General features: G+C 66.7%; 1 protein-coding gene. It reads left to right on the top strand.

Annotated features, from left to right (window positions below; all coding sequences use genetic code 11):
- Nucleotides 1-451 precede the first annotated feature (451 nt).
- A complete protein-coding gene (locus tag VGS97_RS09975; RefSeq protein WP_326853043.1) occupies nt 452-1,156 on the top strand; it encodes an alpha/beta fold hydrolase in 705 nt (234 codons plus the stop codon).
- Nucleotides 1,157-1,963: the final 807 nt, after the last annotated feature.

Below are 1,963 nucleotides of genomic sequence, written 5' to 3'. Positions count from 1 at the left end.
CGTGGTGGCGAGAGTTGGCGCTATGGGCAGCTGCCACAGTCCACTCCCGTAACGCACCGCTCACGCCGATTACCGGTCGACGCAATGACACGGAAGCAGCACCAGCTTGGAAGGTCGGGGGTACAGAATCCGGCCTACCAGGAGCAACGTTCCTGCTGGCCTTCGCGGCTGAGTGCGCGTGAGTGACCGCTGCTATCCGCGAGTCTTCGTGACATATGGCCCAGGTGTGGCCCGGGCCGAGGTCGACTGGGCCTGGTCCGCGAAGCCCGTCGCACCCAACCGCATTAGCAGCTCGGATCGTGGGCGTTCAGAACGGTTCAAGCTGGACCAACGTCCTTGAGCGGTCCCGGTTGAATGCGGTGGTATAACGGTGAACTGCAACCCAAACTGCAACCCATGCGCGAGCCTCGCCAGCTGCGGGCGCGTTGGTAGCAGCGGAATCGGAGAACCTATGACGTCGCAACTCAGGCTCGCCGTCCACAGCTCCCCGGGCGAGCGTCCGGTGCTGCTCGTCCATGGATTCACCAGTAGTGCCCAGATCGACTGGATCGAGCCGGGCTGGCCGCAGGCGTTGGCTGCCCAAGGGCGTGGGACGGTCGCTGTCGACCTGCCCGGTCATGGCTCGTGCCCAGCGGCCGATCGCGACGCGATCTCGGTCAGCGCGATCATTGCGGGCCTGGTTGCGGCGATCGACAGCACCGGCCAAGACGAGGCCGACGTGGTCGGTTATTCGCTCGGCGCCCGGCTGGCCTGGCCCTTGGCTGCCACTGGCCGGGTAGGGCGCCTGGTCCTCGAGGGGCTGGGCACGACCGACCCGCTGGCCGGTATAGACATCGAGTTGCTCCGCGCGGTGGCCAAAGGCGAAGCCGAGGCGCCCGACCCCGACCTCGCCGAATTCGCAGCCTGGATCTCTCAGCCCCACCTCGACCGGGATCAGATGCTGCTGCTCATAGAAGCGCTGGCCGCCGAACCGTTCGATCCAGGCGCCGACCTACCCACGGTCCCGACGCTGTTCGTCTCGGGAACCGAGGACGATCCTGTCGACCAGCTGGCAGCGACCCTTCCGAACGCGAGATACCTCCCGGTGCCCGGTGATCATCGCGGCGCGCTGATGTCGGCTGAGTTCCGCGCCGCGGCGCTCGACTTTCTCCACTAAGTTAGGCGGTCCGTCCTGCGCCGTGGCATCACAGCGCAGGTCACGGGGTCGTGTCCTGGTCCCCTCCGTCATCCTCGACAGGCGCCGGAACCCTGGCGAGCGGGTGCCGGGTCGAGGTTCGGCGTAGCCGATCGCATGCGACGCGACCGCAGGGAGCGACCTCGACGCGGTGGCCGGGAGCGGGACACTGGAAGCGCCGATGAAGACGGCAATGTCCAGCACCGGATGCCCTGCCGGATGGCCTGCCATGATCAGCGGCACGATGGCGTGAGGGCCGGCGCGTGCCGGCCGGGGCCCCCAAGGCCGGAGGCCGGCGCAAGGGTCGGCCCACGGCGTGCGCAGCGCGCTGTCTTGATCTAAGAACGGCTCAATTCGGCAGTGCGGGACTCGACGCAGGACTCGACACAGGACTCGACACGGGACTCGACAGGGGACGGGCAGTGGGCGGTCCCCTATAATGCCGTTCCCTGGGCTGACGGTTCTACAAGCCCATAGCCAAACCGCTGCTACCTGCACGTCCTGCGCCGACGGTCCTGCCTGGGACATGAATGGGGCATGATCAAGCTCCAGATTCCGCAGTTGCTCACGTCGGGTCACCGGTAGATCCAGAACTGTAGTCATACCACCCCTGCTCAGCGGATTATGAGTCCAGTCAGCAGGACGCTAGTGTCATGGTGTTTGGGCTGGGAAGACACACTGGCGCCCATTCCTGTGCGAGGGCCCTGGGGCACCAATAGGGCATGATCAAGCGCCGGGGCCGGGCCTGGTCCATCTCGGCGGCGATGGCGCGCCGGTCGGTTCTGGTGG

It is taken from the genome of Actinocrinis sp., assembly GCF_035946395.1.
Classification (GTDB): Bacteria; Actinomycetota; Actinomycetes; order Streptomycetales; family Catenulisporaceae; genus Actinocrinis.
Note: the sequence above shows the minus strand (reverse complement) of the source record. Positions and strands in the feature narration are given on the sequence as shown.